General features: G+C 73.7%; 14 protein-coding genes and 1 pseudogene. 7 read left to right on the top strand and 8 right to left on the bottom strand.

The window, feature by feature from the left end:
• Nucleotides 1-180 precede the first annotated feature (180 nt).
• The 4 genes from zapE (at nt 181) to ACFYX3_RS08545 (ending at nt 7,316) form a co-directional block, all read left to right on the top strand.
• Nucleotides 181-1,272: a cell division protein ZapE gene (zapE, locus tag ACFYX3_RS08560; protein WP_389009760.1), complete on the top strand. Its 1,092-nt coding sequence runs from the start codon at nt 181-183 to the stop codon at nt 1,270-1,272.
• 307 nt (nt 1,273-1,579) lie between these two features.
• Nucleotides 1,580-5,488 carry a Pls/PosA family non-ribosomal peptide synthetase gene (locus ACFYX3_RS08555; RefSeq protein ID WP_389009756.1) on the top strand — a complete coding sequence of 1,303 codons (3,909 nt, stop codon included), beginning with the start codon at nt 1,580-1,582 and terminating at the stop codon, nt 5,486-5,488.
• Between the two features lie 44 nt (nt 5,489-5,532).
• On the top strand, nt 5,533-6,897 hold the full coding sequence (locus ACFYX3_RS08550; RefSeq protein ID WP_389009753.1) for a M1 family metallopeptidase: 1,365 nt from the start codon (nt 5,533-5,535) through the stop codon (nt 6,895-6,897).
• 182 nt (nt 6,898-7,079) lie between these two features.
• A complete protein-coding gene (locus tag ACFYX3_RS08545; RefSeq protein ID WP_389009750.1) occupies nt 7,080-7,316 on the top strand; it encodes a hypothetical protein in 237 nt (78 codons plus the stop codon).
• A 52-nt stretch (nt 7,317-7,368) separates the two neighbouring features.
• Here ACFYX3_RS08545 and ACFYX3_RS08540 read toward each other — a convergent pair.
• A pseudogene (locus ACFYX3_RS08540) lies at nt 7,369-8,159 on the bottom strand (IS5 family transposase).
• 53 nt (nt 8,160-8,212) lie between these two features.
• Entirely contained in the window at nt 8,213-9,310 is a 1,098-nt protein-coding gene (locus tag ACFYX3_RS08535; protein WP_389010536.1) for an MFS transporter, read from the bottom strand.
• On the opposite strand from ACFYX3_RS08535, the gene ACFYX3_RS08530 reads away from it, so the two are divergent.
• The 3 genes from ACFYX3_RS08530 to ACFYX3_RS08520 all read left to right on the top strand — a co-directional run bounded on the left by ACFYX3_RS08530 (nt 9,198) and on the right by ACFYX3_RS08520 (nt 11,375).
• A complete protein-coding gene (locus ACFYX3_RS08530; protein ID WP_389010558.1) occupies nt 9,198-9,596 on the top strand; it encodes a hypothetical protein in 399 nt (132 codons plus the stop codon). The genes ACFYX3_RS08535 and ACFYX3_RS08530 overlap by 113 nt on opposite strands.
• 251 nt (nt 9,597-9,847) lie before the next feature.
• Complete coding sequence (locus ACFYX3_RS08525; protein ID WP_376586671.1) at nt 9,848-11,062, top strand: neprosin family prolyl endopeptidase; 1,215 nt, start codon at nt 9,848-9,850, stop codon at nt 11,060-11,062.
• Nucleotides 11,049-11,375, top strand: coding sequence for a hypothetical protein (locus ACFYX3_RS08520; RefSeq protein ID WP_389009746.1), 327 nt, complete (start codon nt 11,049-11,051; stop codon nt 11,373-11,375). The genes ACFYX3_RS08525 and ACFYX3_RS08520 overlap by 14 nt, the downstream gene beginning before the upstream one ends.
• Here the strand turns inward: ACFYX3_RS08520 and ACFYX3_RS08515 are convergent.
• The 6 genes from ACFYX3_RS08515 to ACFYX3_RS08490 are packed head-to-tail and all read right to left on the bottom strand — an operon-like array spanning nt 11,342 to nt 26,479.
• A complete protein-coding gene (locus ACFYX3_RS08515) occupies nt 11,342-12,742 on the bottom strand; it encodes an Ig-like domain-containing protein (protein WP_389009744.1) in 1,401 nt (466 codons plus the stop codon). The two genes, ACFYX3_RS08520 and ACFYX3_RS08515, sit on opposite strands and share 34 nt — an antisense overlap.
• A gap of 37 nt (nt 12,743-12,779) precedes the next feature.
• Nucleotides 12,780-13,868 carry a WD40 repeat domain-containing protein gene (locus ACFYX3_RS08510; protein ID WP_389009740.1) on the bottom strand — a complete coding sequence of 363 codons (1,089 nt, stop codon included), beginning with the start codon at nt 13,866-13,868 and terminating at the stop codon, nt 12,780-12,782.
• Nucleotides 13,868-15,589 (bottom strand): hypothetical protein, encoded by a 1,722-nt coding sequence (locus ACFYX3_RS08505; RefSeq protein ID WP_389009737.1) that lies wholly within the window; start codon nt 15,587-15,589, stop codon nt 13,868-13,870. Before ACFYX3_RS08505 ends, ACFYX3_RS08510 begins: the two co-directional genes overlap by 1 nt.
• Before the next feature lie 2 nt (nt 15,590-15,591).
• Complete coding sequence (locus ACFYX3_RS08500; RefSeq protein ID WP_389009734.1) at nt 15,592-20,256, bottom strand: hypothetical protein; 4,665 nt, start codon at nt 20,254-20,256, stop codon at nt 15,592-15,594.
• 14 nt (nt 20,257-20,270) lie between these two features.
• Nucleotides 20,271-23,816: a hypothetical protein gene (locus ACFYX3_RS08495; RefSeq protein ID WP_389009731.1), complete on the bottom strand. Its 3,546-nt coding sequence runs from the start codon at nt 23,814-23,816 to the stop codon at nt 20,271-20,273.
• The gene (locus ACFYX3_RS08490; RefSeq protein ID WP_389009727.1) at nt 23,813-26,479 is read right to left on the bottom strand and encodes a DUF6603 domain-containing protein; all 2,667 of its coding nucleotides are present in this window, start codon (nt 26,477-26,479) and stop codon (nt 23,813-23,815) included. Before ACFYX3_RS08490 ends, ACFYX3_RS08495 begins: the two co-directional genes overlap by 4 nt.
• Nucleotides 26,480-26,674 lie beyond the last annotated feature (195 nt).

The following is a 26,674-nucleotide window of genomic DNA, read 5'->3' as shown; positions in this document are numbered from 1 at the left end:
GCGGCCCCTGCTTCCGTCGACGCCGCCACATGCTCGAGACCGCCACCCGTCAAGGTGTGCGGGCACCCTGGAGTCCCTGGAGGGCGCCGCACCGCGGATCGGACGGCGGGCGGGACGGCCCCCGGACCCGACGCCTGATCCCTGGTCCGACAGCATGACCGAACCCCGACGTACGAACGGATGAACCGACCGGTGCCCCAGCACGCCCAGGCCATGCGCCGCCATTTCCACGAGGCCGCCGCGCGACGCGGCTTCTCGGTCGCCCCCGCGCAGGAGGCCGCCGTCGAGAGGCTGGCACGCATGGCGGCCGAACTCGCCCGTCCGGCCTGGACCTTCCCCCGGCCGCCGCGTGACCTGTACGTCTGGGGCCCGGTGGGCCGGGGGAAGTCCTGGCTCGTGGACACCTTCTACGAAGGGCTGCCCACGGAACGCAAACGCCGCCTGCACTTCCACGACTTCTTCCGCCGGCTGCACGACGGGGTGACCAGGCCGGGCGCCCGCCACGACGGGCAGAGCGCCGTCGACAGCGCCCTCGACGAGCTGATCGGCGACAGCCGGGTCCTGGTCTTCGACGAGTTCCACGCTCACGACGCGGGCGACGCGATGCTGATCGCACGCCTCTTCCGTACGCTGCTCGACCGCCGCATCACCCTGGTCACCACCTCGAACTACCCGCCTGCCGGACTGATGCCGGACCCGCTCTACCACCACCTTTTCGAGCCGACCATCCAGCTCATCGAGGAGCGGATGGACGTCCTCGACGTCACGGGCCCGGTGGACTTCCGCCGCGTCGAGGCGCCCGCGACGGCGGACGGCGGGCGCAGGTTCGCCACGGGCCTGTGCCTGCCCGCGGGCGGCAGCGGCCTGGAGGCGCTCGGCCTCACCGCCCCGGAGCCCGCGGAGGCCACCCCCGTCCAGGCCCACCTGCGGGAGCTGCCGGCCCGCGCGGTACGCGGTGACGTGGTCTGGTTCGCCTTCGACGCCCTGTGCGAGGCCGCTACGGGGGTGCCCGACTACCTGGCGCTCGCCGAACGGTTCCCCACCCTGGTGCTGGACGGAGTGCCTCCGCTGGCCGAGGCCTCCGCGGACGGACGGCAGCGGTTCGCGAACCTCGTCGACGTCGCCTGCGACCGCGACATACGGCTCGTCCTCATCGGCGCCGACCCCCTGACCGCCCTCCCCGCCGACCAGGTCCTCACCCGAGACCTGGACCGCACAGCCAGCCGCCTCGCCATGCTTCAGCGGACGAACCGAGCTCGCACCTCACCCTGACCACGACGCCGCCGGACAGAAGTGTGTGCTCTTCGGCGGCTTCGCCGTGAGGGACGGCGACGCGTACGCCGACGGCGGCGGACTGGTCCTGCACGGCGGCAGCGGACCGGCGCCCGTCGCGGGTGCCGGTCTCACCCTCAGCTGCCCCTTTATCGGATTTGATCGGCAACGCGCAAGGCATTCGACAAGGAAATCCCGGTCGGGCGCACTAGACTGACGGGCTGTTTGGCGCCGGATCGGAACAACCTGGGCAGACCCGGGCTCCACCGGCGACCCGGACGCTTCCGGGCGCGAGACACGAGGGCCGATGTCAGCCACACCTGAGCGCGGTGAACTCACTCTGCTCGACGACGGGGAGACGTACGAGGACTCCGGGAAAGCGGCCCGGTTCTCCGCCGGGCCCGCCGCCCCGCCCCGTACGCTCGTCGACATCCTCGACGCGACCGTCCTGGCCCACCCCGACGAACCCGCGCTCGACGACGGCTCCGCCCAGCTGACGTACCGTGAGCTGGCTGCCGAGGTCGAGCGGCTGCGGCGCACCCTCGCCGCGACCGGCGTCGGACTCGGCGACCGCGTCGGCGTACGCGTGCCCTCCGGGACCAACGACCTGTACGTGGCCATCCTCGCCGTGCTCGCCGCAGGCGCCGCCTACGTGCCGGTCGACGCCGAGGACCCGGACGAGCGGGCCGAACTGGTCTTCGGCGAAGCCGGGGTACGCGCCGTTCTCGGCGCCGGACGGTCCGTCGAGGTCACCGCGGATCCCGAGCCCGGCCACGCCCCCGCCGCCCGCCCCGGGCCCGAGCACGACGCCTGGATCATCTTCACCTCCGGCTCCACCGGAGTGCCCAAGGGCGTCGCCGTCGGCCACCGCAGCGCCGCCGCCTTCGTGGACGCCGAGGCCGCGCTCTTCCTCGCCGAGGAACCGATCGGACCCGGCGACCGGATCATGGCCGGACTGTCGGTCGCGTTCGACGCCTCCTGCGAGGAGATGTGGCTGGCCTGGCGCCACGGCGCCTGCCTCGTGCCCGTCCCGCGCTCCCAGGTGCGCAGCGGCGCCGACCTCGGTCCCTGGCTGGTGGAACAGGAGATCACCGTGGTCTCCACCGTGCCGACCCTGGCCGCGCTCTGGGACCCCGCGGACCTGGGCGAGGTCCGGCTGCTGATCTTCGGCGGGGAGGCCTGCCCGCCCGAACTGACCCAGCGTCTGGTGACCGAGGGCCGCGAGGTCTGGAACACGTACGGTCCCACCGAGGCCACCGTCGTCGCCTGCGCCTCGCTCCTGACCGGTGAGGAACCGATCCGCATCGGTCTCCCGCTGAACGGATGGGAACTGGTCGTGGCCGACGAGTCCGGCGAGCCGGTGCCCGTGGGCGGCAGCGGCGAGCTCGTGATCGGCGGCGTGGGCCTGGCCCGCTACCTCGACCCCGCGAAGGACGCCGAGAAGTACGCCCCGCTCGCCTCCCTCGGCTGGCAGCGCGCCTACCGCAGCGGCGACCTCGTCCGCGCGGAGCCGGAGGGCCTCGTCTTCCTCGGCCGCGGCGACGAGCAGATCAAGCTCGGCGGCCGCCGCATCGAACTGGGCGAGGTGGACGCCGCACTCCAGGCCCTGCCCGGCGTCGCCGGAGCGGCCGCCGCGGTCCGCACCGCGCGCGGCGGCAACGAGCTCCTCGTCGGCTACGTCGTCACCCAGGAGGGATGGGACCACGCCGCGGCCGTCGAGCGGCTCCGCGCCGAGCTGCCCGCGGCCCTCGTGCCGCTCCTCGCGCCGGTCGCCGAGCTGCCGACCCGTACCTCCGGGAAGGTCGACCGGAACGCGCTGCCCTGGCCACTGCCCGAACTCGAGACCACCGGCCCCGCCGAGCAGCTCTACGGCACCGAGGCCTGGCTCGCCGAGCAGTGGAGCGAGACCCTGGGCGTGCCCGTCACCGGCGCCGGCGACGACTTCTTCGCGATCGGCGGCGGCAGCCTCGCCGCCGCCCAGCTCACCACCCGGCTCCGCACCCGCTACCCGAGCGCGGCCGTCGTCGACATCTACCAGCAGCCCACCCTGCGCAAGCTCGCCCGCCACCTGGAGCGGTCCGTCCAGGACGGCGGCGAGGCCCGGACCGTCGCCCCCGTCCCGCTCCGGTCCCAGGTGGTTCAGGCGCTGCTCCTGCTCCCGCTGTTCACCCTGGTCGGGCTGCGCTGGACGGTGGCACTCCTCGCCCTGGGCAACGTCCTCCACCGGTTCGGGCCCTACCCCTGGGCGCCCACCGCCTCCTGGTGGCTCGTCGCCGCCGGCGCCGCCCTGCTCTACAGCCCACCGGGCCGGCTGGCCCTCGCGGCCGGTGGCGCCCGCCTCCTGCTGCGCGGGGTCGAGTCCGGCCACTACCCGCGCGGCGGAAGCGTGCACCTGCGCCTGTGGACGGCCGAACGACTGGCCGACCTCGTCGGCGCGACCTCCCTCACCGGGACGTGGCTGGAGCGCTACGCGCGGGCCCTCGGCGCCAAGATCGGCCCGGAGGTCGACCTGCACTCCCTGCCTCCCGTGACCGGCATGCTCAAGCTCGGACGCGGCTGCGCCGTGGAGTCCGAGGTGGATCTCTCCGGACACTGGCTGGACGGGGACCGGCTGGAGATCGGCCCGGTCAAGGTCGGCGCGGGCGCCGTCGTCGGCACCCGCAGCGTGCTCTTCCCGGGCGCGAGGGTCGGCAAGCGGGCCGAGGTGGCCCCCGGCTCCGCCGTGACCGGGCAGATCCCGACCGGCCAGCGCTGGGCCGGAGTGCCCGCCGTCAAGCTCGGCAAGGCCAAGCGGAACTGGCCCAAGGAGCGCCCGCCGCGTGCCGTCCGCTGGCGCGCCCTGTACGGAGCGAGCGGCCTCTGGCTCACGGCCCTGCCGGTGCTCGCCGCCCTGCCGGCGCTGCTCGTCGTCAGTCTGTTCGTACCCGCCGACGCCGGGCTCGCCGAGGCACTGCGCGGCGCGCTGACGGCCGTGGTGCCCGGAGCGCTCGCCTTCGGGTTCGCGTACGCGCTGCTGCTGCTCGTCTCGGTGCGTCTGCTCAGCCTCGGGCTGCGGACCGGGACCCACCCGACGCACAGCCGCGTCGGCTGGCAGGCCTGGACCGTCACACAGCTGATGGACCTCTCCCGGGAGACCCTGTTCCCGCTGTACGCCGGGCTGATCACCCCCGTGTGGCTCCGGCTGCTCGGCATGCGGATCGGCCGGGGCGCCGAGGTGTCCACGGTGCTCGCACTCCCGAGCCTGACGACCGTGGGCGACGGCGCGTTCCTCGCCGACGACACCCTGACCGCTCCGTACGAACTGGGCGGAGGGTGGGTCCGCATCGGACATTCCGAGATCGGCCGCCGGGCGTTCCTCGGCAACTCCGGAATGACCGCGCCGGGCCGCAGCGTGCCCGACGACGGGCTGGTCGGTGTCCTGTCGGCCACCCCGAAGAAGGCCAAGAAGGGCAGCTCCTACCTAGGCCTGCCGCCGGTCAAGCTGCCGCGGTCCGCGGCCGACGCGGACCGGAGCCGTACCTACGACCCGCCCGCGCACCTGCTGTGGGCCCGTGGCCTGGTGGAGCTGTGCCGGCTCGTCCCGGTGTTCTGCTCGGCCGCGCTCGCCGTCCTGACCGTGGCCGCGCTGTGCGCCCTGACCGCGACCGGCGGAGTGGGGGTGATGGGGGCCGCGCTGCTGTCCGGAGCGGTCCTGCTCGCCGCCGGGGCGACCGCCGCGGTGGTCTCCGTGGCCGCGAAATGGCTGCTGGTGGGCCGGCACCGGACGGGGGAGCACCCGCTGTGGAGCGGCTTCGTGTGGCGCAACGAACTGTCCGACACGTTCGTCGAGGTCCTGGCCGTGCCCTGGCTCGCCGGATCGGTGCCGGGGACCGCGCTCCTCACACTGTGGATGCGTGGTCTGGGGGCCCGGATCGGCAGGGGCGTGTGGTGCGAGAGCTACTGGCTTCCCGAGACGGACCTGGTGACCCTTGCCGAAGCCGCCACCGTGAACCGCGGCTGTGTGTTGCAGACGCACCTCTTCCACGACCGGATCTTGAGGACGGATACTGTGATCCTTCGCGAGGGCGCCACCCTGGGCCCGAACGGAATCGTCCTGCCCGGAAGCACGGTCGGGGCCCGCAGCACACTGGGACCGGCCTCGCTCGTGATGGCCGGGGAATCCGTCCCCGCCGACACCCGCTGGCTGGGCAATCCGATCGAGGCGTGGCGGTCCTGAAGGGGCTACGGCGTACGAGCACAGCGCAGGGAGCGGAAGCGGCAGTGAGCGGCCAGAGGACAACGGCGTCGGACCCGTACTTTCCGGCCAGCGGCGATCCCCGATACCGCGTGCACCGGTACGAGATCGCCCTGGACTACCGTCCCGGCCCCAACCGGCTGGCCGGGACGGCGCGGCTCAGCGCGATCGCCGGCCGGGCGCAGCTCACCGACTTCGCCCTCGACCTGGCCGATTTCAAGGTCGGCCGGGTCCAGGTGAACGGCCGGGCGCCCCACTACAGCCACCGGGGCGGCAAACTGCGCATCCGCCCGGCCAAGCCCCTCCCCGCCGGCGCCGCCTTCACCGTGGAGGTGCACTGGTCGGGCAACCCCAAGCCGGTACGCAGCCCCTGGGGCGGCCTCGGCTGGGAGGAACTGACGGACGGCGCGCTCGTCGCGAGCCAGCCGGTCGGCGCGCCTTCCTGGTACCCGTGCAACGACCGTCCCGCCGACAAGGCCTCCTACCTGCTCTCGGTCAACACCCCTTCCGCGTACGCGGTGGTGGCCGGCGGCCGACTGCTGACACGGACGACCAAGTCCTCCACGACCACCTGGGTGTACGAGCAGACCGCCCCGACCTCCAGCTACCTGGTCGGCCTGTCCATCGGCATGTACCAGACCGTGCTGCTCGGAGACCCCGGACTCGGCGGCGTCCCGCAGAGCGCCCACGTACCGGCGCACCTGCTGCCGAACTTCTCCCGGGACTTCGCCCGGCAGCCCGCGATGATGCGGCTCTTCGAGGAACTGTTCGGCCCCTACCCCCTCGGCGAGTACGCGGTCGTCGTCGCCGACGAGGATCTGGACGTGCCGGTGGAGGCACAGGGGCTGTCCCTCTTCGGCACCAACCACGTGGACGGCGTACGGGGTTCGGAGCGGCTCATCGCCCATGAGCTCGCCCACCAGTGGTTCGGCAACAGCGTGACCATCGCCGACTGGCGGCACATCTGGCTGAACGAAGGCTTCGCGAAGTACGCCGAATGGCTCTGGTCCGAGCGGTCCGGCGGTCGCACCGCACACGAACTGGCCCTTGCCGCCCACCGGTTGCTGGCCTCGCAGCCGCAGGACCTGGTCCTTGCCGACCCCGGCCGCAAGCTGATGTTCGACGACCGCCTCTACCAACGCGGGGGCCTCGCGGTGCACGCGATCCGCTGCGCGCTGGGTGACGGGGCGTTCTTCCGCATGCTGCGCGACTGGGCCGGCGTGCACCGCCACGGCGTGGTGACCACCGCGAGCTTCGCCGCCCACGTGGCCCGCTACGCGGCGGAGCCGCTGGACGGCCTGCTCACGTCCTGGCTCCATCAGCCCTCCCTCCCCCCGCTGCCCGCCCCGCCGCGCGATGTCGTCCCGGGAGGGACGGGCGGGATGTCCTAGGTCGTGTTTCGAAGCCGCTGAGAGGCAACGTCGTGGCGGGCTGGTGCGTCCACAGGAATGTCGGACACAGCTTGGCCAAGCTGTGTCGAGGGGGGCTTGTGGAGCAGGGCATGGGGGAACAGGACGGTCCGGGGCGAGAGTTGGACGCGTATGAGCGGGTTCTCGCAGAGGACCGTCGGGTCGTGCGCGAGATGCTCCGTGTGAGTGTCGGCGGCGCCCATGCCGGGCTCGCCATAACGGTCTTCGTCGTCTTCTTGTTCGCTGTCATCGGTGGCGCCGCGTGGGCTCTGATCGTTGGTGGAGCGGTTGCGCTCTGGTTTGCCGTCGCCCTGATCATGGTTGTCGGTGGCGGGCGCCGCGGGCGGGCCGCAGTCACGCGCGCTTACCTCCTCACTTTCGGCTGGGCGGGCTGGCTCTGATCGCCGCAGGAGTACGGCCGGCGCGACCATGCAACATCGACAGCTCCGCCCGTCACAGCCATTCGCCGATCGCGGCGACAAGGACGGGGGCCTCGAAGCGGACGGCGAGTTCGTCGAACCGGGTGGCGACCGCCCGGTTGCGCTTGAGGCGGTTGATCCCGCACTCGACCGCGTGCCGGGCCTGGTCGGCAGGCTCCGGAATCGTGCACCGGATTCCGTGCTTTCGCAGGCAGGCCCGGTTGGCGCGGGAGGAACACGCCTTGTCGCCCCGCACTCGCAGCGGGCGGACACGGGGACGGCCGGGCCCGGCGCGAGGGACCCGGATGTCTTCCAGGACAGATGTGAACCGAGGGCTGTCGCCGTGCTGACCAGCAGAGACAGCGGCCGCTGGCTTTGCTCGCAGGCCAGATGGACCGTGGTGGAGAAGCCGCCACGGGACCGACCCAGACCGTGGTCGTCCGGCTCGGTGCGGATGCCGCCCGGCGGCTCCTTCCGACCCTGGCCGTCACGGCGGGCGCCCGCAGCGTGTGGGCGGGCCCGGCAGATCGTGGAGTCGACGTTGACCTCCCACGTGATGAGCCCGGCCATGTCTGCCCGCGCCTGCAGGCCGGTCGGCAACACTGACCAGGTGCCATCCCGCCGCCGACGACGGAAGAGCCCGTAGACGGTCTGCCAGGCCCCGTACTCCTGCGGCAGATCTCGCCACGGAGCACCGGTTCGCACCCGCCACCGAATCCCATCGGTCAATCGCCGTCGTCCCACCGATGGTCTGCCTCGCACTGCCACCGGCAGCAACGGCTCCAGCACTTCCCACTGCTCGTCAGAGAGGTTCCCTCGCCCCACGCCGAGATCATCACGCCGCAGGGCGCGGGATAGCGCCCACTTCGAAACTCGACCTAGTCCCTCCCCGGTCGGCGGCCGATCGCCCCAAGGGGCCTCCCTGCCCGGTGGGACCAGGCCGCCAGTACCGTCAGGACGGCTGCCGAACCGCCCAGCACCATGACCGTCGAGGGCGAGGAGCGGTCGAGGGCGGCCCCTCCGGCCAGGGCTCCGATGGAGATGGTGGCCTGGAAGGAGGCGGTGAAGAGGACGGAGGACGCCTCGGGGGAGTCGGGTGCAGCCTTGGCGAACCAGGTCTGCGAGCAGACCGGCACGGCTCCGTAGCCGACGCCCCAGACGATCAGCAGTGCCACCGCTCCCACGGCCGACCGGCCGAGGACCGGGAGGAGCAGGGTCGCACCGGCGATCAACGCGGCGGCCGCGGCGAAAGTGGCCCGCGGATGGCGCCCCGCAGTCGATCCGCCGAGGAAGTTGCCGGCGATTCCGGCTGCTCCGTAGGCGAGCAGACCGACCGTGATGAGACCCGAACTCACCTGGGTCACCTGCTCCAGGAAGGGGGTGACGTAGGTGTACGTGCCGAAGTGAGCGAGCACGACGAGGAAGGTCATCGCCAGGGCGAAGCGGGTGTCGACCCTCCGGAGCATGCCGCCGAGGGCGTCGAGGCGTGTCGCCCGGTCGGAGGGGAGCGGCGGGACGACCAGGAGCAGCAGGGCGAGGACGGCGAGCGTGAAGCCGCCCATGACGAGGAACGCGGTCCGCCAGCCGGCGGTGTCACCGATGAAAGTGCCCAGTGGTACCCCGAGTACGGAGCCGAGCGGTACCGCGGAGAAGATCACCGAGGTCGCGCGGCCCACGGATCGCGCAGGCACCAGCCGGCCGGCGAGCCCGGCACCGATGGACCAGAAGCCGCCGATGGTGATCCCCACCATGACGCGGGAGACCAGGACCAGCCAGTAGTTCGACGCCGCAGCGGCCAGGAAATCGGCCAGCGCCAGCAAGAGGGTGAACGCACCCAGCATGACCCGCCGGTCGATACGTCCCGTGGCCACCGTGACCAAGGGTGCCGAAATCGCGGCCAGGAATCCCGGCATGGTCATCATGAGACCAGCCATTCCGTCCGAGATGGTGAAACTCGAACCGATCGAGGTCAGCAGTCCGATCGGCAGGATTTCCGTGGTGACGATCGAAAAGATTCCCAGCATCACCGAGATCACAGCCAGCCAGGAAATCAAGTTCGGGCGCTCCGACGGTGCCGGAGAGGGGACAGAAGTGGTGGTTGCTGTGGACATGAATCCCGTCCTGAGTTGGGCGTCACCTGCAGAAGGTGTCCACCAGTCCAGCAGGAACGGGCGCCATCCTCTGGCGGATTCCCGACACCAACGACCGGGTCCTTGCCGTCGAGCTGCGCCGCCCCCCGTGTGGGGGCAGGATGGGAGATAGCGGGGCTGTGTGGCCGCGACATCGTCGCCCACATCCGACGCCAAGAGGTTTCCCGTGACCGGTGACGCGTACGAACCCCCTGTCTCCGGACCATCAGGTGACGAACCTGTGTCCGAACACTCGCAGCCCGGCCCCGCCTTCCCCCGGGGCTCGACGACGCCGCGACCCTCGACCGCATCGAGCCCCGGTACGTCGAGTTCGGTGTCGGCCCCCGACGGGCCGTCGTTCCGGAAGACCTGAAGGAGGCAACCATGGAAGCGGGCAGGGTCGAACGCAACCCGGAGGCGCCGCAGTCGGCGCCGCCACCGCGAGCGGGCCGGGACATCGAACGCGAGGCCGCAGAACGGCTCGACGAGATCCGGCAGTACTTCAAGGACCTGTACGCGCGACGCGACGTCGTCGCCCGCACCACCACCCCGTACGGAGAGGACCTCGACTGGGTCCCCAGCGAGGCCGATGCCGAGCCACCCGATCTCGAGTACCCGGAACGCCCCGGCACCAGCGACCGTCCCGCGTCCCCCCAACCCTTCGAGGCGGCAGCCGACAGCGCCCGGACGGGCCCTCCCGGCACTGTCCCCCTGGTGCGCAAGCAGCTGGACAGCATCACCGCCGCCGGCACGCTCCAGGACTACCTCGCCAAGGGGACACGGGCGAAGGTCGTGACACCGCCCGACGATCCCGGCATCGCGCCCCCGGCCGTCTCCCCCCACAAGTACGCGCACGCCGTCCAGCAGGTCACGAACTACGGCACGGAAGGCGTCATCAACACCTGGCGGCCCTACGTCCAGTGGTCGGACGAGTTCTCCCTCGGGCAGGAATGGGTGGTGCGGGGCAGCTTCGCGCCTGGCACGACCGACGGGCAGACCGTCGAAGTCGGCGCGCAGACCTACAAGGACCTCTACGGGGACTGGTACCCGCACCTGTTCATCTTCTACACGACCAACAACTACACGGCCAGCGGCGCCAACATCGGCGGCTACAACACCGACGTGGCCGGCTGGCAGCAGGTGTCGACCTCGGTCTACCCGACCGTCCGCCTCGCGGAGAGCGTCTACGGGGGAGACCAGTACGAACTCGCCATCAAGGTCACGCTCTTCAACGGCAACTGGTGGATCCGGATAGGCAATGAGTGGATGGGGTACTACCGCGCAAGCCTGTTCAACGCCGCCGGGCTGCTCAACCAGGCGCAGTCCGTCGACTGGGGCGGTGAGGTCGTCGACGAGATCAGCCACCCGGGGCCGACGGCCACCTGGATGGGCAGCGGCCACTTCCCGTTCGAGGGCTGGAGCCGTGCGGCCTACATGCGCAACCTGGCCTATCAGTCCGACCCCTCCGGAACGATGGTCAACATGCAGGGCTACACCCACGAGACCAACCCGAACGCCTACAGGATCGCGACCGACTTCTCCGGGACGACGACCTGGGGCTCGAACTTCTACTGGGGAGGCCCGGGTGGAGTCGAGTGACCTCCCGGCCGAGGACGACCGGCCCGAGGACGACCGGCCCGAGGTCATCCCCTCCGAGGTCGATCCGGACGTCGAGTGCGTCCGGATCGAGAAGGCGGGCGGCGCGGCGGAGCCGCCGCCCCATCCGCCCCCGCAGGACCAGCACCCGCCGCCGGGGCGGGGCGTGCGGCTCTGCCCCGAGGGGTACGTGCCCCGGCGCCGCCGCCGCGACTACACGCTGGACGGCAAACGGGTCGTCACCGACTCTCCGGCCACCCGGAATCCGGAGGAGCCGCCGGCTCATGGGGCGGCGTCGCCGCCGCCGTCCCCCTGAGACCCAAAGGGAACGGTCACGCCGCACGGACCGTGGTCGTCGTCGCCCTCGTACGCCACGTCGATCCCGGCCCCGTCCGCCGGCAGGTCGGCGGTCCGCAGCGTCGCCATGCCCACCTCGTCCAGGAGGACCGTGCCGAGCACCCGGCCGTCCGTGCTGAAGGTGACGGCGCCGCGCGGCGGGCGACCGCCCGGGACCGTCGGCGTGACCCGTACCGTCAACGTCGTGTGCGACCCGGTGGCCAGGGCCGGCCGGGTGGTGAAGGAGCGGGCGGCCGACGGATCGATGGCGAAGGCGCCCTCGCGGTCGATCCCGAACGCGCTGCACAGGCCGTGCGCGGTCCGCGCGAGGTAGCCCGTCGCCGGGGCGAGGACGGCCGTCAGCTCGCGGGGGGTCTGGGGCAGGGAGTCCAGAGCCGTGAGACCGACGAGGTCGCTGTCCGCCCGGACCGTCGAGAGCACCATCGGAAACCCACCCACGACCAGCGTGTCCGTGCCGCGCCCGGTCAGGAACGTGTCGCAGGACTCCTCGTAGTCGACGGTGCCGTCGGGCCGGACGGTGTACGCGAGATCGGCGGTCACCCCGGGACCCGCCTGGAGGAGGTACCCGGAGGCCGGCAGCAGCGTGAGCCGGTGCGCCGAGGCGCGGGGCAGGAAGCCGGTGCCGGAGGCAGGTGCGCCGACGGGCAGCAGGCCGTGGGAGAGCGCGCGGCCGTCGATGGTGATCGTGTGCCCGTGGACCGTCAGGGTGTGCCCGGAGGCTTCGGCGAAGCCCGCCGCCTCCGGGGCGAGCCGGACCCGGCCGTCCGGCGACACGGAGAAGCCGAGGCCGCCGTCGGCGGTGCCGGCCGCGACCCGCAGCCGGTAACCCGAGGCGGGCAGCAGATTGAGGTTGTGGACTTGGTCCGGCGCCAGAGGTTCCGCGTCCGGCAGGTCCGGGACGAGGGGATGGTCGAGAGCCCGGGCGTCGACGGCGACGAGGACGCCGCGCACGGTCAGCCGTCGTCCGCCGCGGCCGCCGAGGAAGGCGTCGAACTCCGGGTCGAAGTCGAGCGTGCCGTCCTCGCGCACGTCGAAGGTGACGGCGGCCGTGGCGTCGTCGGCGAGCCGCAGGCGGTAGCCCGTACGCGGCGGGAGCGAGACCTCGGGCGGCGGGTCGGCCGCCCCGTCGAGGAACCGTGTCCCGGGCCGGGCGCCGTACGCGGAAGCGGCCGGGTGCCCGGAAGGGGCCGCGTACCCGGAAGGCGTCACGTGACCGGTCCCGTCCGCCTGCCCGGGGGCGGATCCGTCCGCGGCCCCGTATCCGGCGTCGACGACGGCGACAAGGGGAAACGTGAGCTGTGAGGTGTCGATGGTGATGGCCGGCATCGGCTCTCCCGATCGGTCGTCGGTGCGGGGGAGGGGGTCAGAACGGTGTCGTGCCGGTGATCTCCAGACGCGGTACGAGCTCGATCCGGGTCTCCTTCCGGGCCGGCCGGGTGGGCTCCCCCGTGACGCGCGTCCAGCGGCGGATCCTGCTGTCCCAGCCGCAGGTGACGAGTTCGGACTCGTCCCGCGTGACCGAGAGGGACGGCACGCCCCAGGTGTGCGCCGCGACGGCCGCACCGATGCGCTGTCCCGTGCGGTCCCAGCGGTGCAGGAGGCCGTGGGCGCTGCCCGCCGCGATCTCGCCGTCGCTCGTGAGCAGCACCGACCACACGGGCGAGTCGAGGACGAGCGGGGGTCCCACCGGCCGGCCCGAGCCGAGGTCCCAGCGGCGTACCGTGCCGTCCCTGCCGCCGGAGGCGATGATCCGTCCGTCGGGAGCGGCCGCGAGCGCCTGGATCGGACCGCTGTGGCCGAGGAGCGGCTCGCCGATCGGGGTGCCGGCCGACCGGTTCCAGCGCCGTACGGTGCCGTCCTGCCCGGCCGTGACGACGACGTCCTCGTCGGCGCTGAGGGCGACCGCCCGTACCGTTCCCGCGTGCCCCCGCAGGGGTTCGCCGAGCCGGGAGCCGGCCGCCCGGTCCCAGCGGCGTACCGTGCCGTCCTGCGAGGCGGAGACGAGCTCCCGCCCGTCACGGGTGACGGCGAGGCCACGGATACGGAGCTGATGGCCGATGAGGGGCTCGCCCAGCGGGGTGCCGTTCACCCGGTCCCAGCGGCGCACCACACCGTCGCCGCCGCCGATGACGATCTCGTGGTCGTCGGGGGTGAGCACCATCGCGAAGACGGTCCGTGTGTGCACCTGGACCGGGTCGGACAGCGGTCGGCCGAGCAGTCTGTCCCAGCGGTGGACGTACCCGATGTAGTCCACACCGACGATCTCGGCATCGTCCGACGTCAGGTGGAGGACCATCAACTCCCTGGGCGTGGTGATCTCGCCCACCGCCCGGGTGGCGCTCCTCACGGCGGTGGATCCGCGCCGCAGGCGTTCGCCGCGCGGTCCGAGTCCGACCCCCTCGTCCGGCACGCCCGTCCCGGCGTACGTGCTCGTCCTGGCTTCCGCGTCCATCACGCCCCCTTCGGCGGTACGGCCCCGTCGAACGCGAGGGCACTGGACGCCTCGCCCCGGCCGGCCCGGACACGGCGGCCCACCCACTGGTGGATCCGGCCGTCCTCGCCGCGCGCCACGACCGGCACGCGGCTGACGGTCACTCCCGCGCGCGGGACCTCCTCGTCGCGGAAGAACACCCGCTTCACCTCCGGTTCCAGGACTCGGCCGGCCGCCTTCACCTGCGGGAGCCGGTTGCCGTCCGCGCTGAAGCGGGGGATCTGTCCGCGCCGCAGGCAGATGGCCGCCGCGCCCTGCTCCAGCGGCACCGGCACCAGGGGGATCCAGTGCGGCGGGACCGGCGTCAGGAGGCGGTAGGCGAGCGCCGCGGGATCGGCCGGCGAGACCTGCGGTTCGTCGTCCGGCGGCTCGTCGGCACGGACGCGCGGTCTGCCGGTGGCGCTCTGCACGATCCGCTCGATCGCGAAGCCCAGGTTGGCCATCTCGTCGCGGGCGAACAGGACCTCCTCGACGGGGGCGCCTTCGAGGCGGGCCGAGGCCGTCGGCAGCAGCGGAAGCAGGGGAGGCGCCGGCGCGCCGGTCGCGGCGTCCGTCAGCCGGAACACCGACCAGCGGTCGTCGTCGGCCGGCTCGATCACGGTCGTCTCCTCGAAGGTGTCGACGACCGTGAGCGAGGCGATCCGGTGCAGCGCGCTCGTGGCCAGCTCCACCGGGACGATCCAGTGGTCGTTTCCGTAGACGTTCGCGAACTCGACGACGAGGAGCCGGGCCAGGTCCGTGACGCCCGCGTCGATGTGGGGCAGATTGACGGTGGCGTCCTCGAACTCCCACCAGCGTTCGGCCGGCATGCCGGGATACGTGACCCGGGTGGGCAGCACTCCCACCGGTGTTCCGCCGGCCGGCGCGGGCAGCGCGCCGCCGCCGGTGTCGAGGTCGAAGTGGTACGTGTCGGCGGCGCCGCCGGTGTACTCGGGAGCGGTCAGCGTCACCGTCCGGCCGCCGGGTGCGGCGGTGACCGCGAAGCGGTGCTCCAGACGCTCCCGCGCCCAGCTCGACGTCACCGGCGGCCGGTACTGCTCGCCGAACCAGGTCAGCCAGAGGTCGGCCGCCTTGTCGAAGGCGGTCCGCTGGGGGCCGGTGAGCCCCGGCGGCCGCCAGCCGTCGGCGAGATGGCCGGCGAGCGCGGCCCCGTCGGGGGCCCGGCCCGCGAGGACCTCGCGCAGGACACGCCCGGCCGGGTCGCGGCGCAGCGGGTCCTGCTCCGGATCGCTTCCGGGTCCGGGCAGCGGTGCCTTCGCGAGGACCGCCTCGTCGATGTCGTCCAGGACGCCGTCGGGCAGGTTCACGGTACGGAGGGTGGCGAGGAACCGCCCGCCGGCCCGGGCGGCGGCGCGCAGCGTGAGCTGTCGTGCGGTCTCTCCCGGCGCTGCCCCGGCCTCCGCCAGGAACTCCAGCGGCACGCCCTTCGGCAGGGGCACCGCCGTGCCGTCGGCGGACGGACGGAAGGAACCGAGCGGGGTGCTCTCGGTACTGAGGGTGCACCAGACGGGCGAGCCGCCGTCCTCGCCCGCGAACTCGGCGACCTGCCACTGCCGGGCCAGCAGGAACAGGGGGTCGGCGACCCGCGCCGCGAGCGCGTCGTCGAGCCGGCCGCCCGTACCGCTCGGCCTGACCACCGGCTCCACGCGGTGGAACTGGCCGAAGGACATGACATCGAACACCGTCAGGACTCCTTGTCGGTCAGCAGGGTGACGAGGGACTCCAGCTCGGCCCGCTTCATGAGGTCCTTCATGTTCACGGAGGGGGCCGAGGGCAGCGCCGTGTCGGGCAGATAGGCCGCGGGCAGGTAGCGTCCCAGCCAGCCCAGCGCGTCGAGGTCGACGAGCCGCAGCTTGGCCAGGTCGAGCGCCTCGTCGACGGTGGCGGCCAGGACGTCGGGCGTCCAGGCCACCCCCACCTCGGGTGGTACGGCGAGCAGCACGGCCTGCGGAGCCCGCGCCCCCGGCGCGTCGTAGTGGAAGGTGGCGCCCGCCGTGTGCCGCTGAGCGGGGATCAGCTCCGACCACTCGTCGACCACGAGGACGGCCGCCCGGTGCGTCGCGAACGGCTGGGCGGACCCGTGCACCACCAGGCCCGTCGCCGGTTTCTTCTCGTCCTCGGGCGTCCTGCGCGCGCCGACCCAGCGGTCGCCCTTCGTGAACGGGACCTGTCCGATCCGCAGGGCCTGGCCGGCCCCCGTCCCGGCGGCCTGGGTGTGCAGCAGCAGGTCCGCCAGGGCGCCGGTGCCGGGCCGGACCGTGCCCATCTGCTCCACCCAGTCGCCCGGGACGAGCCGGTCGTCGCCGCCCCGGTCGAGTCCGGACCCGAACGAGGCGTCCAGCACGTCGGCCTCCGGTGCCTGGACGAGGCCCACGGCCCGGAACCCGGCGCCGAACACCGACTCCAGGACGGCGGCCGCGGCCCCCGGGTCCTTCCGCTTCGCCTCCTCGTCGGCCCGGTCGAGCCGCTCCTGCCCCTTGCGGAGGGCGCCGGCCAGCTGGTCCTCGAGCTCCGCGGCGGAGCCCGACGGCGGGCCGGTCACCCCGTACGCGGCGAGCGCCTCCAGGTCCTTGGCCGCGAGCGCCGCCCGGAGGCCGCCGCGCGCGGTGTCCGCCCGGTCCGTCAGCTCCTGGTCGGCGGCGGGTTGCGGGGGGTTGTGGGCCGCGGTCAGATCGGCCGCCGTGCCCGCCCTGCCGGAGGCGAGCACCGAGGCTACCGCCGCGCCCAGCGCCTCGACCTGGGTGATGCCGACGGTGGTACGGGCCCAGGCCGAGGCCCTGCTGGTGCGCAGGACCGGCAGGGCGTCGTCGGGCACGTTCGCCGGCCGCTCGTCGGTCAACGCCTGTTCCAGCACCGCCCGCAGCCGGCCCGCCGCGGCGAGCGCCACCACGTCCAGGGCGCAGTGCCGCGCGAGCGGCCAGGTGTGCTCGGTGACCGTGGCCGACCCGGCCCCGGGGTCCTGGCCCGGCCGTACCCAGGCGGCCCGCAGTCGGATCCGGCCCGTCGGCCCCAACTGGTGCCCGGCCCACGCGTCGAGCCGCGGTTCGGCCAGCGCGCGGGGCCGTGCGACCTGCTGCGCTCCGTCCCACCCCGCCGCCCGGGCGGTCCCCTCCGGTACGACGACGAGGACCCGGTGGCCCACCGGGACGCCCCGCCGCGGGGTGTCGAGCACCTGCGGCCGGGGCGGCGGCTGCCCGCCCGCCGCGAGGGACTCCATCGTGGCGGCCGCCCGGTCGGGGTTGCCGTTGGCCAGCTGATGGACGCTCTCGGCCAGGAGGAGGTCCGCCACCGCGTCGAGATCGTCGCGCAGGGCCTCGAGGTGCCGCCGTACGACGACCTCCTCGTCGTGGGACATCGCCGTGGTGCCCGCCTGCGTCTTCAGATGGTCGACGACCTGCTGGACCGGCACCTCGGCGAGCCGCGCGCCGTCCGTCACGTCGTGGGGGCCGATGAACTCCTGCGCCCCCGCGCCCGGGTGCTGCGCGGGCTGCACCGACCACTTGGCACGCAGCGGCGCGATGAACCGGTCCAGCTCCGTGGGCGGCGCGTCGGCGCGCTCGCGTTCGTCGTGCAGGCGCCGTTCGAGCCGGTAGCCGAGCAGCGCGCCCAGCGGCTGGCCCTGGGCCATCCCGTCGACGACCGTCATCGCCACGCGCATGCGGCGGGAGGACAGGTCGACGGCGAAGGCCCCGGGGTCGGTCGGGTGGGAGAGGGCCCCGCTGCGCAGGATGGCCGCGGTCGCCGCCTGCGGGATCGAGGGCGCGAGCACCCATCCCCGGCTGCGCCTGCCGGGGTGCCGCGACAGGTTCTCCACCCACCCGTACGCGCCCAGCTGCACACCGGCCGGGCGTCGCTTCCGCAGGGCGTGGAGCCGGGCGGTGGCGAGGGAGGTGATCCACGCGTCCAGCCGGTGCGACACGAGGTCGAGGGACTCGCCGAGGAGCCGTTCGACGGGCCCGAAGGCGTCCCCGCGCCTGTCCCACGCCTTCACCCGCCCGGCGAGGTACTGGAGGGCGGAGTCCATCTCCGCGAGCCGCACGCTCCACGGGCGTTCGGTGCCCAGCGTCAGGAAGACGCCCCTGCGGTTGACCGCCGCGTCCGAGATCTGCCCGGCGAGGGACAGGCGGGCGTCGACGATGGCCTGGAGCACCGTCGGACCCCGGTCGGTCCCGTGCTCGCCGCCGGTCGGGGTGCCGTTCCCGGACGTCCCGCCGATTCCCCCGGCAGGCGACTGCATGATCTTGCCCAGGGTGAAGGGCTTCGCCTTGAGCCCCGCGGAACCGATCGTCTGCGAGGCGATGTCGGGGTTGAGCAGCACCTCGGCGAAGCGCAGCCGGGGCCGGAACGCCGACGGGTCCTTCGCCCCGGCGGCGGCGCGCCCGTACTCCAGGTTGGCGCTGTGCCGCAGCAGCGCCTCCAGGAGGGTGCGCGCCTCCTCCTTGCCGACGATCAGGTTGCGCAGTTCGAAGCGTTCGACGACGCTGTCGAGGAAGCCGGAGAGTGCTTGCACCGGATCCGTGCCGTCAGGCAGGTACGGCCGTGCGTACGGCAGCCAGAGCCGGGTGGCCCGGCCGTTGATCTGGTAGGTGATGCGCGGCCGGTAGTGGATGCCAAGGGCCTCGTTGAGGGCCCGGGACTGCCGGTCCTCCGGCGTGCTCTCCATGCATTGCTCCCCGGTGCTGAAGCCGGAGCCGAGGATGCCGAGGCCGAGGTCCCGGAAGCAGGCGAGCATGCCGCCCTGGACGGACCGCACCTGCACCGTCGCGGATACGGGCGCCATGCCGAGGGCCCGCAGCACGTCCCGCTCGGGCTTGGGCACGGGGAGCGTCTCTCCGGGTTGGTCGGGTCCGCCGACACGGGGCAGGGTGCCGACACCCACCTCCCAGAACGGGCGCAGGACGCCCAGGACGCGGTGCAGCCCCGCGAGTCCGGACGGCTCGTGCTCCGGGGCGTCGGCCCGCCAGCGCGCGGTCGCGGTGACGGGCAGCAGCCCGTACGGCTGCCTGCCGACCCGCAGGACCGGCAGCGGGCCCCGGGCCCGTACGTTCTCGTAGTGATGGCGGCGCAGCCACTCCCGGTCGACGTCGAGCTGCCCGCCTCCCCTGTCCTGATCCATCAGCTCGTCGAGGAAGAAGTCCCCGGTGGCGCTCCAGAGGGCGAGTTGCAGGCTGCGCGCGTCGGCCTGTTCCGGATCGTCGGCGCCGGGCAGCGCGTCGAGGCCGCCCGGCGGCAGGCCGAGGGCGGCGGCGGTACGGGTGCCGTTGTCCCATGCGTCGGCCGGGGCGGTCGGGACGGCGCCGAGCAGCCGGTCGACGTCCGGTGGCGCGGGCGGCGGGACCTCGGCGTCGGGAAGGTTGTTGGTCGGCATGCCCTGCGGGACGAACGCCGCCTCGCCGTCCCCGTCCCGGCCCGACAGGAGGCCGGCGACGCGAGTCGCGGCCCCCTCGGGGTCGAGCGAGGCCGACACGCCGAACACGACCACGCGGGTCAGCAGCGGCTCCCGTGCCGGCTCGTACCCGTTCTCGGGGAGCAGGCTCAGAGTGACGGCGAGCCCGTTCTGCTCGGCCGTGTCGTACTGCTTCAGCCAGAGCAGCGCCGGATCGAGGTGCGGTCCGCCCGGTGCGGGCTCGGCGTCCGGGTCGGGGCCGACGTGCACGACGTCGGGGACCGCCTTGCCGGACCGCTCGGCGACCAGGCGGTCGCCCTGGTAGGCCCGTACGACGAACATGTCCGGCAGAGTCGATGCGGTCGCCGCCCGGTTCCAGCCGCGGCCCCGGACGGGCACCTCGGGCCACTGCGGTTCCGGCACCGCCTCGGCGTCGGGCACCGGCGTCGGCGGCCGGGTGTCCGAGACCGGCTTCATGAGCCGGACCAGCCACCGGGCCCGCTGTGCGCCGACCGCCCCCGTCAGTTGGCCCCAGGCGGCGAGCAGCAGCCGTTCGCGGTCCTGGTCCGCGTCGTCGGCACGGCCCGCCCGCCACACGGTCCGCCAGTACCGCCGGGCCTGCTGGACCTCGCCGTCGGTCGGGTGCGGCTCGTGCGACTCGACGTGGATGTCGTCGGGGAAGATGCGTACGAGCACTTCGTCGGGTCCCGGACCGTCCAGGCGCAACCGTGTCTCGAGCCGTACCGGCAGGAGCATCAGCGGCACCTCGGGGTCCACCTGGCGCAGCAGCGGGGCGAAACCGTCGCCGGTGCGGGCGCGCAGCTCCTCGTCGACCGCGCGCCGGGCCCTGCCGAGGCGGGCGAAAGCGGCCTTGCGTTCGGCGTCGGTGGCCCCGGCGCCGAGCAGGGCGCGGTGCTCCTCGGCCTCGGCCACGTCCTGGCGCAGTGCGCCGAGATCTCTCATCGGGTGTTCTCTCCTCAGGGGGCCAGGAGCCGTTCGGCGGGCAGGATGACCCTGACGGGCTGCTGGAAGCACTGGCGGGCCGTTCCGGCCGCGCTCCTGCCCCAGACCAGGCCGCCGTACGAGACGTTGGGCCGCAGGGTTCCCGGCGCGTACGTCGCGGCGAGGTAGGCGTCCTTGGAGTCGAAGAGGTGACTCCATTTCAGTTCGTTCCAGTCGTCCGCCTCGCTGGGAGTGTTCGGCGGGTTGTACGGGCCGCCCCAGGCGCCGGCGGGCGGCGGGGTGGTGAGCGCGTCGGGGTCGGGGTCGTCGAGCCCGAACCGGGGTTCGGTCGGCTGCTCGGCGATCACGAAGCACCAGGGCGAGGCCTTGAGTTCGGCTTCGGTGACGTCGAAGCCCACCATGGTGGTGTCGGGGTCCAGACCGCCGCGGAACAGGGGATGCCGGGCGTGTGCCTCGTCGGGTTCCGTGCCGTGCAGCGGAGCCGCGTAGATGATCGCGCCGGGGTAGCGGCGCAGCAGGGCGCTGCGCAGCAGCAGGACCACCCGGTCGGGCGGGGCGGTCAGATGCGCTCCCAGCGGGAGGTCGCGCTGCCATGTGTGCAGCTCCGGCAGGTCCTTCCCGTACCCCCAGAACGAGGCGAAGTACGTGCCGCGCTGGTCGGTGGGGTACTCGCGCCAGCGCAGCTCGCGGGCGAACTCGTGGTTGAGGCCGACCATGTAGGAGGCCACGAAGGGTGCGTTGGTGAGCGCGAGGACCGCCGAGTCGGCGGGGACGTGTTCGAGGCCGCCGAAGAGCCACTCGTCGGACTGCCTGGACAGCGGAGGCCACATGGCGTCCTGGAAGACCGGCGCCCACTGCACCGGTGCCTCCGGGTCGGTGCCCTCGGGCCGCTCCACCCGGGAGGCCACGACCGCGGGCACCGTCACCGACGGGTCCGTCAGGGCCACGATGCCGTTCTGCGAGGTGCCGGTCGGGAAGGGGTCCCGGTGCGGGATCGGCGGGGCGTCCGACGGGCCGAGGACCCGGTCGTGCGCCGAGACGACCATGTCCTTGAGGTTCTCCGGACTGGCGCCGAGCACGGCGGGCGCGGGCAGCCGGTCCTGCTGCCCGGCGAGCAGACCGCCGCCGGTGAAGACGTCCAGGGGCAGCGTGCCGGTGGACTGCCAGCGGTCGACGAGCCCCTTGAGGGCCTCCGGGTCCCAGGGGTCCTGCGGCGCGCCGGGGCCCTCGCCCAGGAGACGGAGCTCGCCGTAGCAGTCCGCGCTCCACTCGCCGGTGTAGCCGTTGGCGGCGTCCCAGTCCCAGTCGCCCGGACACGTGCCCCGGAAGGTGCCGTGGTGGGACTCGGAGCTCCAGGTCCCGGTGAAGACGCCGTCGGAGGAGGAGTTCCAGGGGTCCCAGGTGCCGGTGCACACCCCGCGCCAGACCCCGAGCTCCCCGCCGGACTCCCAGGTGCCGGTGTAGAGGGCGAGCCAGGTGGGGTCGGCGCCGCCGGTGCCGCTGTTGTTGCTCCAGCTGCCGTGGAAGGCGCCCTGCCAGGTGCCCGACCGCTCGGGGCCCATCCGCAAGGTGCCCGAGCAGGTGCCCCGCCAGCCGCCGGCCGGCTCGCCCTTGCCGCCGTTCACGGTGTCCCACGGCCCGGTCCAGGCGCCGGTGAACTCTCCCGGTGCCGTCCCGGTGCCCACCGCGCCGGTGAACAGGTCGAGTCCGGCCGGTCCGGTCCGTTCGGTGGGGAAGACCAGATCGCCGTGCGGGTCCACCCTCGTCCTGGCCAGGAAGTCCTCGGGCGCCTCCACCTCGGGCAGTGCGCCGAGCCGGAAGGAACGGTTGAGTCCGGAAGCGGCGAGCGGCGCCTTGGCGGCCAGCTCCGCGGTGGTGACGGCGCGCTGCTGGGAGCGTGCGATCGCGTCGGCCGCCACCTTCTGCCAGGCGTCGGCCGCCCCGTCCTCGGGCGCGAACACCTTCCGTACGGCGTCGAGCCGCTCCGCGCCGACGACCCGCTCGGGCGCGACGGAGAAGGCCACCGTGCCGTCCGGGTCGCGGCGGGCCACGGCGAGTCCGGTGGGGGAGGAGGCGACCGAGGTCAGCACCGTCGCGAACGGCGGCGGCTCCGGCGCGTCCGCCGCCCGCCCGGCGATCAGGCCCACCCGACGGCTGAGGACGCCCATGGGGCGCACCGTGCGGTGGAACACCGTGGTGGCCATGGCGTTCGGCAGGAGGCTCGCCCGGACCGACGACCACAGGGTGGTGTTCGCCGTCAGGGGGATCCGGCTCTGCAGGGGGGTCGCGAGGCGCAGCACCTCGTCGGCGGAGAGCGGCTTCACGTGCCGCAGGTGCAGCCGGCCGGAGACCAGCCGGGCGAACCGGGCCAGGTCGAGGAACCGGTTGGCCGCCTGTACGTCCACCAGCTGGCGCCACGCGGAGGCCATGAGGGCCTCCTGGTCGGCCTGCACCGCCCGGGCGCCCAGGCCCGCCGGGACCCGCCACCGCGGGTCCAGGTTGAGGGTGTCGAGCCAGCCCGCCGAGGCCGGATCGGCGCTCTTGCGCAGGGCGTGGAAGCCTCCGTACAGCGGGGGCAGGACGTCGGGGTCCTCATCGCCGGTGCCGTCGGAGACCGGGACCAGCGCCTTCGCGAGCCGCTGCTGCCACTGCGCGCTCTGCGCGCCGGTGGGCCACGGGTCCCGGGGCCGGTCGCCCGGAGGACGCAAGGCGCTCTCCACCTCCTGGACGACCGGCCCGGGGCCGTTCGCGAACAGGCCGGGGCGGCTGACGTCGAGCGGCCGGCGGCCGGCGTGCGGGGGGAGCGGGTGGGCCTGGAGACGCGCCGCGAGGGTCTCGAAGTCGCCGGCCTCGCCGGTCGAGAACACCCAGGAGAAGTAGACGGGCAGTTCGCACCGGACGGTCGCGCCGGAGTCCCACGCGGGGGCCAGGCTCGCGCCGTCGGCGGCCTTGCCGAGTCCGGCGAGCTTTCCGGCGAGGAAGGAGGGGACCAGGCAGGCGGCGTACGCGGTGTGCGGCTCGAGCCGGCGGGGTGCGAGGAGCCGGGAGACCGACCGCCGCGGGTCGGTCTCGTGGCCGGGGAGGGTCTGGGCGTGCGCCCACAGGTGCAGGGTGCTCGGATCGGGCAGCTCGCTGCCCGGGACCCGGAGGACCGGCAGCGGCACACCGGGTTCGCGCTGCGGGCGGCCCGCCGAGACGGGTACGCAGACGAGGGTCAGCCAGGGACGCAGTTCGCCCGTCGCGCCGGCTCGCAGCGGGGTGAACAGCCAGGGCAGCTCGGTGCGTTCGAACTCCACCAGCGGGAACCGGGTCGGCTCCGCGTCCGGTGTGCCGGGCAGCGGGAAGACCCGCACGATCTCCTTGGGGTCGATCGCCCGGACGTCCCCGGGGCCGTACAGCTGGAGCGCGGGCACCGGGACCGGTCGGCCGGGACGGCCGTTCACGGACGCGGTGGCCGCGAGCGACCCCCGTACGGGGGTGGTACGGGACAGGTCGTCGGCGTCGGTGAGACAGGCGGCGGCGCCCGCCCGGTCCCAGGACGCGAAGGTGTACACGGTCATGGCCTCACCTCGTACGCGGGCACGACCTGGAGAAGCCGGGACCCGCCCGCGGTGTCCCCCAGCCTGGCGGCGGCTTCGGTGAAGGTGCTCAACGAGCCGGTCTGCGCCTTGAGCGTGTCGCGGCTCGCGATCGCGTACGTGCGCTCCTTCAGCACCGGCTGTCGCGGCGGCACGGTGTAACGGGCGCTCAGCTCGTGGACGAGGCTGCGGCCGACGGCACCGTGGGCGAGGGCGGCCTCGAGGGCTGCGTCGCTGATCAGCCAGGGAGGGGCGGGGGCCGTGCCGCCCAGCCACTTGGTCTCGTACTCGACCGGCACCGTCGTCCGGGTGGCGCTGCCCGCGGTGGGCGGCGGGGTCAGCTCGGACCCGGAGCGGAACCGCTCGAACGCCGGCTGGGTCAGCTTCTGATCGTCCGTGAGGTCGAAGAAGTCGGCCCGCGCGAAGTCCTCCGTGACCGGCTGCGAGGTCCCGGCCCCGGTGGGGAACGTGACGGCCACGTCGAACGCCTTCGGCTCGGGCAGCCGGCCGGGACCGAAACGGACCACCTCGATCCCCAGCGGCACCGTGCGCTGGCTGAACCGCACCCGCCCCAGCGGATGCAGCAGGCGGCCGGCGGCCACGCCGTCGGCGCGCAGCGAGACCATCGTGCGCACGCCGTCCGGCAGGACCGGCTCCCAGCTGCGGGGATCGTCCAGGGCCTGTTCCAGCGCCCGGCAGACGTCCGGAGGCGTCGGGGCGACCGCCCGGCCGGTGCAGTTCCAGTGCTCGTCGAAGGGGAAGCTGACGTCGAAGAAGAAGAAGGACACGCTGGCGCGTCCGGCGATGTGCCAGCACGGCGTCGGACCGTCCACGTGGACGCGCAGTCCGACGGAGCACAGGGTCTCCCCGGCGACGCGCAGCGCGAACGAGCCGCTGAGGTCGAGCATCACGCCGAAACTCGGCTCCCAGCGCACCAGCGCGTCGAAGGAGAGCCGCCCGGACACGCCGGTGCCGCTCGTCCCGATGACGGCGGACAACTCCGCGCCCGCCTGGACGGTGCCGGGGGTGAGGGCGAAGTAGCCGGAGAACACGACCTTCAGGAACGGGCTGTCCGCGATCGGGATCGTCAGGCGCTTCGGAGTCGGGAAGCCCGCGGGAGGGGTGTAGCGGGGGTGGAAGCCGCCGGCGCTGAGGATGAACGTCGCGTCCTGCCCCGACTTGGCCCGCAGCGCGAGACCCCCCTCCACGGAGGCGGTGAGCAGCCGGGATCCGGCGAGGTTCGCGTTGATCTCGACCAGGCCGTTCGCGGCGTCGATGACGCCCGCGACCGAGGCCCGCAGGTCGATCACCGGCGCCTGCGGGGCGGGCAGCGCGATCCGCAGCCGGCCGAGGAGGCCCACCACCCCGCTGGGCAGTTCGAGCACCACGCCGACATCGGCCGTGACGAACGAGACCGGACGGCCCCAGCCGACCCGGAACATCGGCCCGACGACCGTGCTCCCGGCCCGTGCGGGGAAGACCGTCCCCATCGTGGTCAGGATGCGCGGCGCCGCCGCGGCGGCGTCCGCGGGGAAGAGCAGGTCGTCCAGGTGGCCGGACTGCACGGCCGCGGCCAGGCCCGCCCGGTCGAGCGCGCGGCCGACGCCGACCAGACCGCCGACGGCGTTGAGCGTGAACGCGAGGCCCAGCTCGATCGCCGGGGTGAACTCGGCGCTCAGCGCCACGAGCACCGACGGCGGGCGGGGCTGCAGGATTCCGAACGCCTTGACCTCGACGAAGCCCAGGCTCAGCGAGAGCGCGCCGCGGTACTGCCCGTCCTGCTCGCCGAGGAAGCCGCCGCCCTTCGCCGGGCCGAGGGCCAGGGTGAGTCCGAGACCCTTCGGCGGCACCACCGACGGCGTGTACCCGCCGGCCGTCGGACGGATGTCGAGCCCCACCCCGTCCACTGCCGCGTCCGCGACACCGAGCAGCGAGGCGCGGAAGGAGGTGGTGAGCTGGAGCCCGCCGTCGCGCGAGGCCACGTACAGCGAGGGCGCGCGCAGCCCGGCGGGGGCCCGGTCCAGGGGCAGGGCGATGCCCTTGCCGTTGCTGCCGCCCTCGAGCCGCAGCCCCTTGCTGTCGAGGCGGACGCCCAGACTCCCCTTGAGGGAGAGGCCGTCGGGGGCGAGGAGCTTCAGCAGCTCGTGGTCCGCGAGCGCGAGCTCCAGGCCGTCGGCCCGGAAGGCGAGGGTGGAGTTCTCGGGTACGGCGGTGGACAGGGAGAGCACGAGGCCGATGCCGTCCCGCACGGCGAGCCCCGGCACCAGACCGAGGGCGTCGCTCAGTCTGAACGTGAGGTTCAGCACCGGAGGAAGTGTGGTGCCGAGCGGCTCCACCTTGGTCGGTCCGGCGCTCAGGACGTTCTCGATCACCAGCGACCAGTTCGGCGTCGCCCGCGTCGCGCCTCGTACCGCCGTCCGCAGCAGGTCGACGAGGACCGGCCACAGGTCCCCCGGCGCCGCCGCGCTCGGCAGTGCGAGCCGCGTGAGCAGAGCCTCCGGGGTGAGCGCGTCGGAGGGCAGTCCGAGCGCCTGCGCCAGGCGCTTCGGGCGTGCGGTGTCGGGAAGCCCCGGGAGGTCCGGGAGCAGGAGGATCAGCCCGTCGCGGACATCGGTCGCCAGCTGCGGCAGGGGGGCGGCTGCCATCAGCGGGCCCGGGAGGGGAGGGGGACGTTCATCGGATCGTCGCCGTTCTCCGCCCGCGGACGCATCAAGGGGCCCCCTGCCGGGCGGATGGGGGATCGGAACGCGTCCGACGCTAACCCCGGCCACCGCGCGGGGCGCGGTTGCGAACCACCCGGGGACGCCGATCCGGTGCCCTTTTCACTCGCGCGGCAGGGG

It is taken from the genome of Streptomyces sp. NPDC002463, assembly GCF_042889835.1.
Classification (GTDB): domain Bacteria; phylum Actinomycetota; class Actinomycetes; order Streptomycetales; family Streptomycetaceae; genus Streptomyces; species Streptomyces nymphaeiformis.
The sequence above is the reverse complement of the archived record's forward strand: the minus strand, read 5'-3'. Positions and strand labels throughout refer to the sequence as shown.

Excerpts from the sequence above, each read along its gene's own strand:
- zapE (WP_389009760.1), top strand. The coding sequence starts at position 181 with ATGAACCGACCGGTGCCCCAGCACGCCCAGGCCATGCGCCGCCATTTC.
- ACFYX3_RS08555 (WP_389009756.1), top strand. The coding sequence starts at position 1,580 with ATGTCAGCCACACCTGAGCGCGGTGAACTCACTCTGCTCGACGACGGG.
- ACFYX3_RS08525 (WP_376586671.1), top strand. The coding sequence starts at position 9,848 with ATGGAAGCGGGCAGGGTCGAACGCAACCCGGAGGCGCCGCAGTCGGCG.
- ACFYX3_RS08515 (WP_389009744.1), bottom strand. The coding sequence starts at position 12,742 with ATGCCGGCCATCACCATCGACACCTCACAGCTCACGTTTCCCCTTGTC.
- ACFYX3_RS08510 (WP_389009740.1), bottom strand. The coding sequence starts at position 13,868 with ATGGACGCGGAAGCCAGGACGAGCACGTACGCCGGGACGGGCGTGCCG.
- ACFYX3_RS08500 (WP_389009734.1), bottom strand. The coding sequence starts at position 20,256 with ATGAGAGATCTCGGCGCACTGCGCCAGGACGTGGCCGAGGCCGAGGAG.
- ACFYX3_RS08495 (WP_389009731.1), bottom strand. The coding sequence starts at position 23,816 with ATGACCGTGTACACCTTCGCGTCCTGGGACCGGGCGGGCGCCGCCGCC.
- ACFYX3_RS08490 (WP_389009727.1), bottom strand. The coding sequence starts at position 26,479 with ATGGCAGCCGCCCCCCTGCCGCAGCTGGCGACCGATGTCCGCGACGGG.